The following is a 14711-nucleotide window of genomic DNA, read 5'->3' as shown; positions in this document are numbered from 1 at the left end:
GCGGCAGGCGCGCGTTACGACGCGTTGCGCTGGGGGCGGCGCTGCGGGCGCGGCCCCTCGCTGGACGGTGCCGGAACCGCCGGCTGGGCCGAGCCGTCGGTCGCCGCGACCTTGGCGCCCTCGCGCAACCGGTCGGCGCCCTGAATCACCACCGTCTCGCCGGGCCGCACGCCCTGGGTGATGACGGTCTTCGCGCCGTCACTGGCGCCGAGCGTCACCGGACGGACGGAGGCCGTGCTGTCCTCGCCGTTCACCACATAGACGTAGGTGCCGGGCGCCCCGCGCTGCACCGCCGCCACCGGGACGATCGGCACGCCGGCCAGCGTGTCCACCAGAAGCTGGACGTTGACGAACTGGTTGGGGAACAGCGACTGGTCGGCGTTGTCGAACTGCGCGCGCAGCTTGACCGTGCCGGTGGTCACGTCGATCTGGTTGTCCACCGTCGTCAGCGTGCCGGTCGCCAGCACGCGGTCGCGCGTCCGGTCGTAGGCGGTGACCGGCAGCTTCGCTCCGTCGCGCAGCCGCGCCATGATCGCCTGGATGTTGTCCTCCGGCAGGGTGAACAGGACGGAGATCGGTTGCACCTGGGTGATGACGACGATGCCGCCGGCCTCGCCCGCGGTGACGTAGTTGCCGGGATCGACCAGCCGCAGCCCGGCGCGGCCGGAGACGGGCGCGGTGATGCGGGTGTAGGACAGGTTCAGCTTGGCGTTCTCCACCGCCACCTGATCGGCCTTCACCGTACCCTCATACTGCTGGACCAGCGATTCCTGGGTGTCGCGTTGCTGCTTCGCGATGGAGTCCTGCTTGACCAGCAGGCGGTAGCGCTCCAGGTCCAGCCGGGCGTTCTTCAGCAGCGCCTGATCGCGCAGCAACTGGGCCTCGGCCTGCTCGACGGCGAGCTGAAAGGGGCGCGGGTCCACCTCCGCGAGGAAATCGCCCTTCTGCACGGTCTGCCCCTCGGTGAAGGCGACCTGGGTGAGCTGGCCGCCGACCTGCGGGCGCACCGTGACGGTGGCGAGCGACGAGACGGTGCCCAGCCCGTTCAGCCGGATCGGCATGTCGCCCTTCTCCACGGTGGCGGTCACCACCGGCATGGCCGTCTGCATGCCGGGCCGGAATCCGCCGGGCGGGCCGCCGCGAGTTGCCATCTCCGGCGCCGGACGGAAGGCGAACCACCACACCCCGCCGCCGATCAGCGACAGCACCACCAGCCACGCCAGCATCCGGCCCAGGATCGAGCGACGCCGGCGGGCTTCGGTCCGCCCGGCGTCGGAAGCGGGCTGGCCCCGGCGGGCCTCCGTCGCTGCCGTGGCGGGACTGTCCGACCCGGGCGCGGGTGGCGGTTTGAGGGGCGTGTCCAAATCCATCGGGTCCTTCATCGCCTGCGGGCGTCGTCCGAAAAGTCGCGTCGGGAGGGAGGCTGGCGACCCAGCCCTGATCCCGGCGGGACGCTATCACGGCGTCGCGCGCAGAATATGTCCAGAAGGGATTAGATTTGTAACGCTCGGTAACAGCGTCGAGGGGGCGCTTGAAGTCCCCTCTCCCCTCCGCTCACGCGCAAACTTCGTTTGCGCGTGAGCGGAGGGGAGAGGGTTATGTCACGCCAGCCCCGTCACGAAGGCGGCGATGCGGCGGCAGGCCTCCGCAAGCTCCGCCTCGCCGACCGCGAAGGACAGGCGGACGCAGCCCGCCGCCGCCGGGCCGAAGGCGCCGGCGTCGAGGACCGACACGCCGGTCTCGCGGAACAGCCGCCACGCGAACTCCATGGTCGGCAGGCCGGTGCCGCGCACGTCCACCAGCATGAACATGCCGGCCTCCGGCTTCAGGCAGCGCAGGCCGGGAACGGAACCGAGCGCCTCCAGCGCGATGTCACGGCGGCGGCGGTAGCCCTCGCGCATCGCCGCCACCGCCTCGTCGCCCTGCTCGACGGCGACCAGCGCCGCCTGCTGCACGAAGCCCGGCAGGCCATAGAGCATGCACAGCGCCAGGGTTGCCATGTGCGCGACCAGCGGCGCCGGGGCGACCACCCAGCCGGCGCGCCAGCCGGTCATGGCGTGCGACTTGGACAGGCTGTTGATGGTCACCGTGCGCTCCGCCATGCCGGGTAGGGTGGCGATGCCGATGTGCGGCCGGTCGAAGGTCAGGCTGGCATAGACCTCGTCGGCGACCACCCACAGATCGTGGCGGCGGGCGAGGTCGGCGACGGCCTCCAGCTCCTCCGCCGACATGACGATGCCGGTGGGGTTGGCGGGAGTCGCCAGGAAGATGGCGCGGGTGCGCGGGGTGACCGCTGCGGCCAGCGCCGCCGGGTCCAGCCGCAGCGTGGCGGCGTCCGGTGCCACCGGCACCAGCGTGGCGCCCGACGCGCGGACGCAGGCCTCGTAGGTCAGGTACATCGGCTCCGGCACCAGCACCTCGTCCCCCGCCTCGACGAGGCAGAGGGTGGCGTTGAACAGGCCGTTCTGCGCGCCGGCGCAGACGATGACGTTCTCCGGCTCGACCGGCAGGCCGGTGCGGCGGGCCACGTCGCGGGCCAGCGCGGCGCGCAGCTCCGGACGGCCGGGAATGGGGGTGTAGTGGGTGTCGCCGGCGTGAAGGGCGGCGATGGCGGCGTCGCGCACCGGGGCGGGCGTGTCGTAATCCGGGTCGCCGACGCTCAGCACGATCACGTCCTCACCGCGGCCCTTGGCGGTCCAGGCGGCGAAGTGGATGTCCCAGGCCGCGACGCGGTCGCCGCGGATGCGGTCGGTGAGGGACGAGAAACGCATCGGCGGAGGCTCCCTGGCAGGCTTTTCCGTTGGCCGGACAAGGGTCACGGCGGAAGACCCATCCATATGCCCCAGAGCGGTGCCGGGGCACAACCGGGCGTTTGAGCGGCGACGGCGCAGGGCGGCCATTCATGCCCATTAGGACACCCTGATATGACCGACCGGCAATTGCAGCGCTGCGAAAGGGGGGCCTATGACGGACCCCAACGATAAAAAAGCGAATGAATCGTCCGCCGAACAAACGCCCGAGAACGTGCAAAGGATGACCATGTACCGCGACCGTATTCGCCTGAAGTCTCTGTGGGGAAAGGTGGTGACGCCGGAAGAGGCCGCTCTGCTGATCCGCGACGGCATGACCATCGGCATGAGCGGCTTCACCCGCGCCGGGGACGCCAAGGCGGTGCCGCTGGCGCTGGCCGAACGCGCCGCGACGGAACAGTTGAAGGTCACGCTGATGACCGGCGCCTCGCTCGGCAACGACGTGGACCGGATTCTGACGGAGGCCGGGGTGCTGGCCCGCCGCCTGCCGTTCCAGGCCGACCCGGTGCTGCGCAAGGCGATCAACCGCGGCGAGGTGATGTTCGTCGACCAGCACCTGTCGGAGACGGTGGAACTTCTGCGTTCCCGCCAGATGGGCCCGGTGGACGTGGCGGTGATCGAGGCCTGCGCGATCACCGAGACGGGCGGCATCGTCCCCACCACCTCCATCGGCAACTCCGCGACCTTCGCCATCCTGGCGGAGAAGGTCATCGTCGAGCTGAACCTGACCCAGCCGCTCGACCTTGAAGGGATGCACGACGTCTACATCCCGACGCGCCGCCCCTTCCGCGAGCCGATCCCGGTGGTGACGGCGGAGAGCCGCGCCGGCCTGCCCTATATCCCCATCGACCCGTCGAAGATCGCGGCCATCGTGGTGACCCGCAAGCAGGACAGCAGCGCCACGATCCTGCCGCCGGATGGCGAGACCCGGGACATCGCCGGGCACCTGATCGAGTTCCTCGACCGCGAGGTGCGGCAGGGCCGGCTGGGCCGCTCGCTGAACCCGCTCCAGGCCGGCATCGGGACCATCGCCAACGCCGTGCTGCACGGCATGATCGACAGCCCGTTCCATGACCTGACGATGTACAGCGAGGTCCTGCAGGACAGCACCTTCGAGCTGTTCGACGCCGGCAAGCTGACCTTCGCCTCGGGCTCCTCGATCACGCTCAGCGCCGGGAAGTATGCGGAGGTCCTGCCGAGGATCGGGAGCTACAAGGGTCGGCTGCTGCTGCGGCCGCAGGAAATCTCCAACCACCCGGAGGTCATCCGGCGGCTGGGCGTGATCGGCATCAACACGGCGCTGGAGTGCGACATCTACGGCAACGTGAACTCGACCCACGTCAACGGCACGCAGATGATGAACGGCATCGGCGGCTCCGGCGACTTCGCGCGCAACGCCCACCTCGCCATCTTCGTCACCAAGTCGCTGGCTAAGGACGGGAGGATTTCCAGCATCGTGCCGATGGTCACCCACACCGACCACAACGAGCATGACGTGGACGTTTTGGTGACCGAGACCGGTCTGGCCGACCTGCGCGGCCTCGCCCCGCGCGAGCGGGCGGAAACGATCATCCGCAACTGCGTCCACCCCAGCTACCGCGAGTTGGCGCTGGACTATCACCGCCGGGCGCTGCAGCGCGGCGGCCACACGCCGCATCTGCTGGAGGAGGCCTTCTCCTGGCACCTGCGCTACCAGCAGACGGGGAGCATGCAGCCGGCCTGAGGTCCCGATGCCCTCCCCTGCGCAGCGGGGGAGGGTTGGGTGGGGGCCGCCGCGAGGGCTTGCTGCCTCCGAATCAGGGGCAGACGGCCTCGACGATCCGGCACACGTCCCCCGCGGTCCGCGGGCTGAAGCGGGCGAGCAGCCCGCCGCGCAGCTCGGGTACGATCAGAGACACCGGCTGTTCGGCGGGAACCGTCAGGTCGTGGTCGAGGTCGCAGACGCTGACGTAATCCAGCCCGGCCAGGGCGACGAGGAGCGACTGCCGCCCCCGCTCGTCGACGGCGTGGGCGATGGCCCGCCCGTTGACGGCGGCGTAGGCGGCGGCCTGATCCCGGGTGTAGCGGGACACCGGCAGCACCCGCAGCGACGGGTGGCTGCGCAAGACCGTGGCGATGAGGGCGTTGAGGCCGCTGGACAGGCTCGGCATGGGGTTCCAAAGACTTCCGACTGTGGAGCGTCATGCTACCACGACTTCGGCCGTTGGGGGGCGCCACCCCCGCGCGACGCGAAAATGGTCACGCGGGGGTCACGCTCGTGCAAAGGTGTCAGCCCGCGCGGACCCGCGCGATGAAGCCCTGGATCTCGTCGCGCAGCAGGTCGGAGTCGCGTGACAGGCTGTTCGCGGCGTCCAGCACCTCGGCGGCGGCCTCGCGCACGTCGGTCGCCGACTGGCTGACGCCGCCGATATTGCCGGAGACCAGCCGGGTGCCCTGGGCCGCCTGCTGGATGTTGCGGCCGATCTCGTGCGTGGCGGCGGTCTGCTCCTCCACCGCGGCCGCGATGGCGCCGGCGATGGCGTCCACGTCGGCGATGGTCCGGGCGATGTTGCGGATGGCCGTCACGGTGCCTTCGGTAATCGCCTGGATCTCGGTGATCTGGCTGGCGATCTCCTCGGTCGCCTGCGAGGTCTGGGTGGCCAGCGCCTTGACCTCGCCCGCCACCACGGCGAAGCCCTTGCCGGCCTCGCCGGCCCGCGCCGCCTCGATGGTCGCGTTCAGCGCCAGCAGGTTGGTCTGGCTGGCGATGTTCTGGATCAGGTTCACCACGTCACCGATCTTCTGGGCGGCGCTGGCCAGCCGCTCCACCAGCGCGTTGGTCCGTTCCCCTTCGGCCACGGCGTCGCGGGCGACCGTCGCGGCGCCGTTGACCTGACGGCCGATCTCCCCGATGGAGCTGCCGAGCTGCTCCGACGCCGCGGCGACCGTCGCGACGTTCGCCGACGCCTGCTCCGTCGCGGCGGCGACCGAGGAGGCCTGCTCCGTCGTCGTCTCGGCGGCGCCGGTCATCGTCTGCGCGTTGCTCTGAAGCTGGCGGGCGGCCTGCGAAACGGCGTGGACCACGCCCTGCACGTTGGCGTCGAACTGGTCAGCCAGCGCCAGCATGGCGGCGCGGCGGTCGGCCTCCATCTGACGCTTCTGCGCGTCGCTCTCCTCCTGGAGGCGCCGCATGTCCAGCCCGTTGCTCTTGAAGACCTGGAGCGCGCGGGCGAGCAGGCCGACCTCGTCCGAACGCTCGGTGCCCTGGATGGCGACGGTCAGGTCGCCGGCGGCGATGGAGGTCATCTCCGACGTCAGGCGGTGCAGCGGACGAACGACGAAAAACAGCAGGATGGAGCCCAGCAGGCCGAAGGCGAACAGCAGGCCCGCGCCCGCGACCGTGTAGAGCCGCATCATGACCTGCTGGGACAGGGCGGCGGCGCGCTTCTCGGCCTCCCGCGTCTCGGCCATGCTCTGCGCCACCCGTTCGCCCAGCGCCGCGGTCAGCTTCTGCCGGACCGGGCGGCCGACGTCGATGGACACGCGGATGGCGCCGTCGGTGTCGAAGCCGCGGGCCAGCTGCACGGTCGTCTGGGCGACACGTTCATACTCCCCGACGATCGACTTGATGGCCTGGATGCTCTCGCGCTCCGCCGGGTCGTCGTAGGCCTCGGCCAGCGTGTCGATGGCGGACAGGGCCTTGGCGATGTTGGCCGTGAGCTGCGCGTTGGCGGCGTCGATGGCTTCGCGGGACGAAGCGACGATGGCGTTCGCCTCGGTGTCCATGGCGTCGCCGAGCGCCGACTGGACGGCGATCGCCGCGCCGAGCCGATCGGCGACGACCTCCGTGATGCGGGCGGTCGACCGCGTCAGGTCGGAGATCGCGCTCCGCGCGGTCCAGACGAGGCTGGCGATGACGATCAGCAGGACGAGGACCGGAACGAGGATCTTGTGCAATAACTTGCGGTTCGAAAACCAGCGGTGCAGCGGCATGTCCAGGGTTTCCCAATAAAACGGGCTCAATCGGCGGGGCGGCGCCGGGAGCCGGGTCCAAAAAAATTCCCCCGCAGCCTTGCGGCATGCGGGGGGAGGTGAGACGCGCCGTCAGCCGGCCAGCCGGTCCCAGCAGCCGTCTAAGGCGGGGGAGAGCTTGTGCTTCATGATGCGCTGGCTGGGGGTGCGCTCGAATTCCTCGACCACCGCGATGTAGCGCGGATTCTGGTAGGGGGCGAGTTGTTTTCCGAGCCATCCGGACAGTGACGGGAGGTCCAGCGTCGCCCCGGCCTTCGGCTTCACGAACAGCTTGATGTCCTGCTCGCCCACATCGGCCGCGACGCCGATAATGGCGCAGTCCTCGACGGAGGGATGGGTGGCCGCGACATGCTCGACCTCCCAGGCCGAGACGTTCTCGCCCTTGCAGCGCACGCTGTCGGTCATCCGGCCGTGGAACAGCAGCGTGCCGCTCTCATCGAGCGAGCCGAGGTCGCCGGTGTGCAGGGCGCCGTCCTTGAGCGCGCGGGCCGTCGCCTCCGGGTTGCGGAAATAACCGGCGAAGATGGCGCCGGGACGGTCGGTGCGGACGACGATCTCGCCCCGCTCGCCCCGAGGCACCGGCTTGCCCGCGCCGTCCAGCAGCTCCACGGTGAACCAGGGCATCGGGCGGCCGACCGCACCGACCACGCCCTCGTCGTTGCAGGTGGTGATGCTCGACGCCTCGGTCATGCCGTAGCATTCGCGGATCTGCACGCCGAACCGCTCCTCGAAGGGCGTCCAGGTCTCCTTGGGGCAGCCGCCGCCCCAGGCGATGCGCACGGGGTGGTCGCGGTCGCGCGGGGAGACCGGCTGCTTCAGCAGGATCTGCAGGATGCCGCCCAGGTAATGGATGTGGGTCGCCCCGTACTCGCGCACCTGATCCCAGAAGCGGCTGGCGCTGAAGCGGTCCACCATGGCGAGCGACACGCTGCGGATCAGCGGCATGATGATCATCTGCGCGCCGCCGATGTGGTACAGCGGCTCCCACACGAACAGGACGTCGCCGTCGCGGGCGGCGGAGACGCGGGCCACCGCCTCGCCGGCCAGCCGCATCATGCGGTGCGACACCAGCACGCCCTTGGGCCGCCCGGTGGTGCCGGAGGTATACATGATGGCGAAGGTGTCGTCGGGAGCGGGCGGCGGCTCCTCGAAGGCGGCGTCGGACTCCAGCAGGGTCTCCAGCCGCAGCGCCGCCGCCGGGTCGCCTTGCACGATCAGCGGCGTGCCGGCGGGCACAGCGCCCGTCTCGGCGATCACCGGCAGGAACTCGGCCTCGGCGACGATGGCGCCGGGTTCCGAATGCTCCAGGATGTAGCGCAGCCCCTCGCCGCGCTGCTGGGCGTTGATCGGCACCCAGACCAGCCCCGCCTTGGCGAGGCCGAACAGGGTGGAGAGCACCAGCGGGCTGTTGCGCAGCATGAGCGCCACGCGGTCGCCGGGCTTCAGCCCCAGCCGCCGCAGCTCCGCCGCCACGCCGTCGGACTGGCGGTCGAGCGTGGCGAAGCTCAGCGCCTCGCCGTTGAAGCGGGCGAACAGGCGGGCGCGTCCGGTCCGGGCCGCCTGGGTGAACAGGCGGACGAACCCTTCTTCGAAATCGGACATGATGCGTATCTCGAATGCGTTTGGTCGGTTGGTTGCGGCCGAAAGGGGTTGCGGATCACCGCGCCGGACGGCGCAGCCATTCCGCCATCAGCAGGAGGGCCATCACGATCGCGAAGACCACGACGGACACGGCGGCCAGCGTCGGGTTCAACTGGAGGATCATGTCGTCCCACATCTGCTTCGGAAGTGTGGTCTTGACGCCGCCGCTGACGAAGATCGCCACGGTCAGCTCGTCGAAGGAGGTGATGAAGGCGAACAGGAACGCCGCCACCAGACCGCCGCGGATCAGCGGGACGGTGACCAGCATCAGCGTCCGGAAGCGGTTCGCCCCCAGGGTCGCCGCCGCCTGGTCCAGCCGCCAGTCGTGCCCCTTGACCACCGCGGAGATGGCGACGAAGGCGAAGGGCAGGGCCAGCACCGTGTGGCCGATGATCAGGCCGAGGTCGGTGGCGACCAGCCCGATCTGGGCGAACAGGTAGAACAGCCCGACCGCGATGACGATGCGCGGCACGATCATCGGCGCCAGGAAGAAGGCGAAGATCGCCCCCCGCCAGCGCGAGGAGGAGCGGGCGAGCGCCAGCGCGGCCAGACCGGCCACCAGCGTTGCCAGGATCGCTGTGGCGAAGGCCACCGCGAAGGAGCGGATGGTCGCCGACACCCACAGGTCGGAGTTGAAGTAGACCCGGAACCACTCCAGCCCGTAGCCCGGCGGCGGGAAGTCGAGGAAGGGCGAGGTGGTGAAGGCGATGGGAACGACGACCAGCGCCGGGGCGACCAGGAAGACGATCACCGCGGCGGAGTAGAGCGGCAGCAGCCGGTCCATCATCTTCGGCCCCAGCGCGTGCCCGACCGGGGCGCCCAGCGCCGTCGACGCCTTGGCGAGCGCCGACAGGATTTTCATCCCGGCGCTGCGCAGGTGGCCCTGGCCGGCTCCGGTCCGCCCGGAACTCTCTCCCGACAGCGACGACAGGCCGAACAGCCGGTCGTAGACCCAGCAGGTGACCAGCGCCGCGACCAGCATGAAGGTGGCCAGCGCGCCGGCGAAGGCCCAGTTCAGCATTTCCTGGATCTGGGTGATGATGAGCTGCGCCAGCATGGTCTGCTGCGGCCCGCCGAGCAGCGCCGGCACGATGAAGAAACCCAGCGAGGAGATGAAGGTGAGCAGCCCCGCCGCGGCCACGCCGGGCAGCGACAGCTGGAAATAGACGAGCCAGAAGGCGTTGGCCGGCGGCGCGCCCAGGGTTTCCGCCGCCTGGACCAGCCGGCGGTCGATGGTGGTCATCACCGGCAGCATGGTCAGCACAGCCAGCGGCAGCATGGCGTGGACCATGCCCGCCATCACGCCGAATTCGTTGTGCAGCAGCGGCAGGCTGGGCATCCCCGTGCCGGACAGGATCTGGTTGATGACGCCGGTCCGCCCCAGGATGACCATCCAGGCGAAGGTCTTGACCAGGTAGCTGGTCCAGAAGGGCACCATCACCGCCAGGATCGCCAGCCCGCGTTGCCGCTCCGGCAACTGCGCCAGCCAGTAGGCCAGCGGATAGCCGAACAGGAGCGACAGCAGGGCGGTCAGTCCGGCGATGCGGAAGGTGCTCATCAGGACGCGGAAATAGACGTCCGTGGCGACGATGCGGGCGTAATGGTCGCCGGTCCAGGCCGAGGTCTCCAGATCCTGGACGCTGAGGCCGAGAAGCCGAAGCACCGGGAACAGAAAGAAGATGGCGAGGAAGGCGAGGCCGGGGGCGGCCAGCCACAGCGGGCCGAAGCGCAGCCGCCGCCGCGCCGCGGCGAAGGCGCCGTCATGGTTCAGGGTGGCGGCGCTCATGACACCAGCACCCCGGCGTCGGCGCGCCAGCGCACCGCGACGACCTCGCCCAGCCGCGGCGGGGCGGTGCCGCGGCGCAGGCGGACAGTGATCGTCTCCTCGCCGCCCAGAGACACCAGGACGCGGGTCTCGGAACCGGCATAGACGGTGTCGACCACCTCGCCCCGCACTTCGTTGTCGCCGTCGCCGTCGATGTCGAGCTGCTCGGGACGGACGACCAGCGCGCCGTCCGGACGGTCCGGCGTGTCGGCGGACAGGCGGAAGCTGCCGTTGCCGGTGACCAGCATGGGCGCCCCGCTGCCGTCGCGCCGGACCTGGCCGCGGAAGATGTTCGACACGCCGATGAAGTCCGCGGCGAAGGCGGTCTTCGGGCGGGCGTAGATGTCGTGCGGGGTGCCGAGCTGCTCGATGCGGGCGTGGTTCATCAGGCAGATGCGGTCCGACATGGCCAGGGCTTCCTCCTGGTCATGGGTGACGTAGATGATCGTGGCGCCCGTCTCGCGGTGCAGGCGCTTGATCTCGTACTGCATGTGCTCGCGCAGCTTCTTGTCGAGCGCCCCCAGCGGCTCGTCCATCAGGATGACCGAGGGCTGGTAGACGAAGCAGCGCGCCAGGGCGACGCGCTGCTGCTGCCCACCGGACAGCTCCTTGGGGAAGCGCCCGGCGAGATGGCCCAGATGGACCATCTCCAGAGCCTCCGTCACGCGCCGCGTCAGGTCCGCCGGGGCGACGCCGCGCATGCGCAGGGGAAAGCCGATGTTCTCCGCCACCGTCAAGTGCGGGAACAGGGCGTAATGCTGGAAGACGAGGCCGATGTCCCGCTTGTGGACGGGAGTGCGGGTCTCGTCCTGCCCATCGATCAGGATGCGCCCGCCGCTGGGCTCCACCAGCCCGCAGATCATCTGCAGCAGCGTGGTCTTGCCGGACCCCGACGGGCCGAGCAGCGTCAGGAACTCGCCCGCCGGAACCTCCAGGCGGGTGGGCTCCAGCGCGGTGATGGCGCCGTACCGTTTGGTCAGGCCGTCGACCAGCAGCTTCGGCGTGGCGGCGGCCCCGGCCTGGACCGGCGCTGTCCGCGCCTGTGCGAGCGGTGAGAGCATGGCGGCGGGTCTCCTTTCCGAAGGTGGGCTTAGCCGAGGATCCAGGCGTTGAAACGCTCGTTCATCTTCGACCGGTTGGCGCCCCACCAATCTTCCTTGGCGATGGCCATCACCTTCAGATTGTCTTCAAAGGTGGGCAGCGCCTGGGCGCGCTCCTTCGGGATGCTCTTGTAGGCGTCGAGGTTGGTCGGGCCGTAGGCCAGGACTTCGGTGAAGACGGCCTGACGGGACGGGTCGGCGCAGAACTTGATGAACTGGCGGGCGGCGTCGGCGCGCGGGTTGCCGCGCGGGATGCCCCAGCCCTCGATCGAGTAGAGCCCCTGGTTCCAGCTGATCTTCACCGGGGCGCCGCCGTCGATCACCGCCTGGGCGCGGGCGTTCCACAGGGCGATCATGTCCACCTCGCCGCTCTGGATGAGCTGGCTGGACTGGGCACCGCCGGTCCACCACACGGCGACGTGCGGCTTGATGCGGTCGAGCGCCTTGAAGGCGCGGTCGATGTCGAGCGGGTAGAGCTGGTCGAGCGGCACGCCGTCGGCGAGCAGCGCCTGCTCCAGCGTGTCGATCGGGTTCTTGCGCAGCGAACGGCGGCCCGGGAACTTCTCGACGTTCCAGAAATCGGCCCAGCTCTGCGGGGCGTTGGCGGCGAACTTGTCGGCGCGGTAGCCGAGGATGGTCGAATAGACGTCGGTGCCCATCCAATGGCTGGTCAGCGACTCCGGCATCAGGCCGGGCGCGTCCGCCGCGGTGAAGTTCAGCGGCTCCAGCAGATTCTGCTTCATCAGGATGTCGCGGGCCGACAGGGTCAGCGTGCAGACGTCCCAGGTGTAGGACTTGGTCTCCACGATGGCCTTGAACTGGGCGGTCGGTTCCGCCTCGCGGGCGACGTTGACCACCTTGATGCCGGTGGCCTTCTCGAACGGATCGTAGAAGGCCTTGCGGAAGGCCGGGCTGTAGGGGCCGCCCGGATCGGCAACGGTGATCTGCGTGGCGGCGAAGGCCGGACGGAGCAGCCCGGCGGGCAGGGTGGCGCCCAGCGCGACGCCGGCGGCCCCCTTCATCAGGCTGCGGCGGTCCATGGAGAAGCCGGAGGTCTTGCTCATGTGAAACTCCCTGTCCTTTGGCCGGGGCGTCTCTGTTGCCCCGGCGGATGAGCGCCGCCTTGGCGGCGCGGGCGGGCGGATCGTTGCGCCCATGAAATCGTGTTCCGGGCGTAAGCCCTTGTTTACGCGCGCTTCGCGGCGCGCTTGGCGAGGAATTCCTCCATCATCCGGGCCGGTTCGCCGGACGCGTAGGCCTCGCGCTGGATGCGCACGCCGGCGGCCAGAGCGTCGCGGAAGCCGGCTTCGGTCATCTCGCGGAACCGCTGCTTGTCCAGGCGCATGGCGACCGGCGGCTTGGCGGCCAGCTCCTCGGCCAGGGCCAGCGATTCGGCCATCACACGGTCCTGCGGGACGATGCGGTTGATCAGGCCGATGCGGTGGCTCTCCTCGGCGTCCATCAGCCGGCCGGACAGAGTCAGGTCGATGGTGCGGGCCAGGCCGATCATCTCCTTCATGATCCACGGGCCGGTGGTGCTGGCGATGCCGGAGTTGATCTCCGGCTGGCCCATGCGCACTCCGGCATGGCCGATGCGGAAGTCGCCGAGCAGGGCGACCTGGAAGGCGGAGCCGGCGGCCACGCCGTTCAGCGCGATGATCAGCGGCTTCGACAGGGTGCGCATGCGGTGGTAGAGGCGCTCCCACTCCGCCACCCACTCCTCGGCGCGGTCGGCGTCGAAGGTCTTGGTCTCGTTCAGGTCCTGCCCGGCGCCGAAGGCGCGGTCCCCGGCCCCGGTGAGGATGATCGCGCGCACGCCGTCCTGGTTCTCGAACTGCTCGAAGGCGACGACCAGCTCGTCGCGCATCGCGGCGTTCCAGGCGTTCAGGATCTCCGGGCGGTTCAGCGTGATGATGCCGACTGGGCCGCGGACCTCGGTGAGGATGAATTTGAACACGGGACCACTCCTGTAAGCGGGGCGTTTCGCGCGCCTTGCGGATGTTCCGGCGCCCCTCGGGGCGGCGCGTCGTATTGCAATACGATACTTGGTATTGAATAGCTTGGCTTGCTTTGCTAGACCTGTCAACGGTATCTCTCGCACACGAACCACAGGACCGATCGCCATGGCTCCGCGCCGTCCGTCTTCCCGAAAGTCAGACACGGAATCCGCAACCGCCGTTGCGGACGCCTCGGTGAAGGAGGGGGGCGCCGCGCGTGCCGGCGATCCCTTGATGGTGATGTCCGTGGAGAAGGCGTTTCGCGTGCTGAACGCGTTCGACGCGGCGCGACCGACGATGAGCCTGACCCAGATCGCCTCGATCGTCGGGTTGGACAAAAGCGCGGCGCAGCGCTTCACCCACACGCTGGAAAAGCTGGGCTATCTGCACAAGGACCCGGAAACGAAGCGGTTCGAGCTGACGGTCAAGACGCTCGATCTCGGCCATCATTATCTGCGCGGCAACGGGCTGCTCGAACGCTCGATGCCCTACCTGATGCATCTCAGCAAGACCACCGAGGAGACGATCAACCTCACGATGTTGGACGACACGGAGATCGTCTTCGTGTCGCGCTTCATGAGCCGCCATGTGCTGAACACCGACGTCGTCCTCGGGATGCGGATGCCGGCCTACTGCACGGCGCCGGGGGTGGCGATGCTGTCGCGGATGCCGATGGAGGAAGCCGTCGATCTGATCGACCGCATGGACCTGCACCCCTACACGCCGAACACCACCTGGAAGCGCGAGGATCTGCTGGCGAAGATCGAGCGGTCCGCCGATCTCGGCTACGCCACCGCCTTCGAGGAATATTACCACGGCGACCTGTCGATCGCGGCGGCCATCGTCGGTCCGGCGGGCGCGCCCATCGGCGCCATCAACATCGCCGTCTCGCGCTCGCGCTTCACCCCGCAGGAGGCGGAGGAGCGCTTCGCGCCGCTGGTCGTTGCCGCGTCGTCGTCGATCTCCACCATCGGCCGTCCGACCCCGCCGCGGAAAAATGGGCGGCGGTGAAAAAAAACGCTTGCCGGGCTAATCCAACCCGCCTATAACCCGGCTCCCACGACGCCGGGGCCGCTGAGAAGCGCGACGGCGGCAAGGGAACGGCAGAGACGCCGAAGACGAGACGAAGTAAAGTTGGCCGGCGTGACAACAAAGGCTTGACAGACCGCTTCGGATCTTCTAGATACAGCGCCCCGACGCGCCGCACCGAACTCCGGTGACGCAGCGCGGGACGGGCAGCGGTCCTCGACGAGGATCGCGGGATCTTGGATATCGTTGATACCGTGTTGTGAGAAGGGATGCGCAGGCGGCGGTTTTGGCCGTTGGC

General features: G+C 69.5%; 11 protein-coding genes. 2 read left to right on the top strand and 9 right to left on the bottom strand.

The window, feature by feature from the left end; translation table 11 throughout:
- Positions 1 to 14: 14 nt before the first annotated feature.
- Both H0B54_RS11445 and H0B54_RS11440 read right to left on the bottom strand, forming a co-directional pair.
- On the bottom strand, positions 15 to 1370 hold the full coding sequence (locus tag H0B54_RS11445) for an MdtA/MuxA family multidrug efflux RND transporter periplasmic adaptor subunit (protein WP_188260416.1): 1356 nt from the start codon (positions 1368 to 1370) through the stop codon (positions 15 to 17).
- 231 nt (positions 1371 to 1601) lie between these two features.
- Positions 1602 to 2771 (bottom strand): pyridoxal phosphate-dependent aminotransferase, encoded by a 1170-nt coding sequence (locus H0B54_RS11440; protein WP_188260415.1) that lies wholly within the window; start codon positions 2769 to 2771, stop codon positions 1602 to 1604.
- A 268-nt stretch (positions 2772 to 3039) separates the two neighbouring features.
- On the opposite strand from H0B54_RS11440, the gene scpC reads away from it, so the two are divergent.
- Entirely contained in the window at positions 3040 to 4533 is a 1494-nt protein-coding gene (gene scpC, locus H0B54_RS11435) for a succinyl-CoA:acetate CoA-transferase ScpC (RefSeq protein ID WP_188260517.1), read from the top strand.
- A gap of 73 nt (positions 4534 to 4606) precedes the next feature.
- Here scpC and H0B54_RS11430 read toward each other — a convergent pair whose 3' ends face one another.
- The 7 genes from H0B54_RS11430 to H0B54_RS11400 form a co-directional block, all read right to left on the bottom strand.
- Positions 4607 to 4960, bottom strand: a complete 354-nt coding sequence (locus H0B54_RS11430) for a hypothetical protein (protein ID WP_188260414.1) — start codon at positions 4958 to 4960, stop codon at positions 4607 to 4609.
- Positions 4961 to 5078: 118 nt separating this feature from the next.
- Positions 5079 to 6782, bottom strand: coding sequence for a methyl-accepting chemotaxis protein (locus H0B54_RS11425; RefSeq protein WP_188260413.1), 1704 nt, complete (start codon positions 6780 to 6782; stop codon positions 5079 to 5081).
- A gap of 111 nt (positions 6783 to 6893) precedes the next feature.
- A complete protein-coding gene (locus H0B54_RS11420; protein ID WP_188260412.1) occupies positions 6894 to 8423 on the bottom strand; it encodes an AMP-binding protein in 1530 nt (509 codons plus the stop codon).
- Between the two features lie 55 nt (positions 8424 to 8478).
- A complete protein-coding gene (locus tag H0B54_RS11415; RefSeq protein WP_188260411.1) occupies positions 8479 to 10248 on the bottom strand; it encodes an ABC transporter permease subunit in 1770 nt (589 codons plus the stop codon).
- Positions 10245 to 11348: an ABC transporter ATP-binding protein gene (locus H0B54_RS11410; RefSeq protein WP_094303660.1), complete on the bottom strand. Its 1104-nt coding sequence runs from the start codon at positions 11346 to 11348 to the stop codon at positions 10245 to 10247. Before H0B54_RS11410 ends, H0B54_RS11415 begins: the two co-directional genes overlap by 4 nt.
- A 29-nt stretch (positions 11349 to 11377) precedes the next feature.
- Entirely contained in the window at positions 11378 to 12451 is a 1074-nt protein-coding gene (locus H0B54_RS11405) for a polyamine ABC transporter substrate-binding protein (RefSeq protein WP_188260410.1), read from the bottom strand.
- Positions 12452 to 12573: 122 nt separating this feature from the next.
- Entirely contained in the window at positions 12574 to 13344 is a 771-nt protein-coding gene (locus H0B54_RS11400) for an enoyl-CoA hydratase-related protein (protein WP_188260409.1), read from the bottom strand.
- A gap of 274 nt (positions 13345 to 13618) precedes the next feature.
- Between H0B54_RS11400 and H0B54_RS11395 the strand changes: the two genes are divergently transcribed.
- Entirely contained in the window at positions 13619 to 14395 is a 777-nt protein-coding gene (locus H0B54_RS11395) for an IclR family transcriptional regulator (protein ID WP_246472486.1), read from the top strand.
- Positions 14396 to 14711 lie beyond the last annotated feature (316 nt).

It is taken from the genome of Azospirillum tabaci, assembly GCF_014596085.1.
Lineage (GTDB): Bacteria > Pseudomonadota > Alphaproteobacteria > Azospirillales > Azospirillaceae > Azospirillum > Azospirillum tabaci.
This window is presented reverse-complemented; position numbering and strand designations above follow the sequence as displayed.